The organism is Staphylococcus sp. HMSC070D05 (assembly GCF_001815595.1).
GTDB lineage: Bacteria > Bacillota > Bacilli > Staphylococcales > Staphylococcaceae > Staphylococcus > Staphylococcus hominis.
The window spans coordinates 1-221 of the sequence record NZ_KV821109.1; the positions used below are offsets into that span (position 1 = coordinate 1).

Sequence of the window (221 nt, forward strand, 5' to 3'; positions counted from 1 at the left end):
GGCGATCCAATCATAGAAAAAGAAGAGATTCCATTTGATAAAAAACGTGAATTTGATCCAAAATTAGAACCTGGTACAGAAGAAGTCGTACAAAAAGGTGAAAATGGAGAGAAAACAATCACAACACCAACTACGAAAAATCCATTAACAGGAGAAAGAGTTGGTAAAGGTGAGCCAACAGAAAAGACTACAAAAGATCCAGTGGATGAAATCGTACATTA

At 35.7% G+C, this 221-nt stretch carries 1 protein-coding gene; it reads left to right on the plus strand.

Annotation, left to right across the window (positions count from 1 at the left end):
• Nucleotides 1–221 (plus strand): G5 domain-containing protein (locus tag HMPREF3046_RS04600; protein ID WP_256278215.1); only part of this gene is annotated, 221 nt, incomplete at both ends.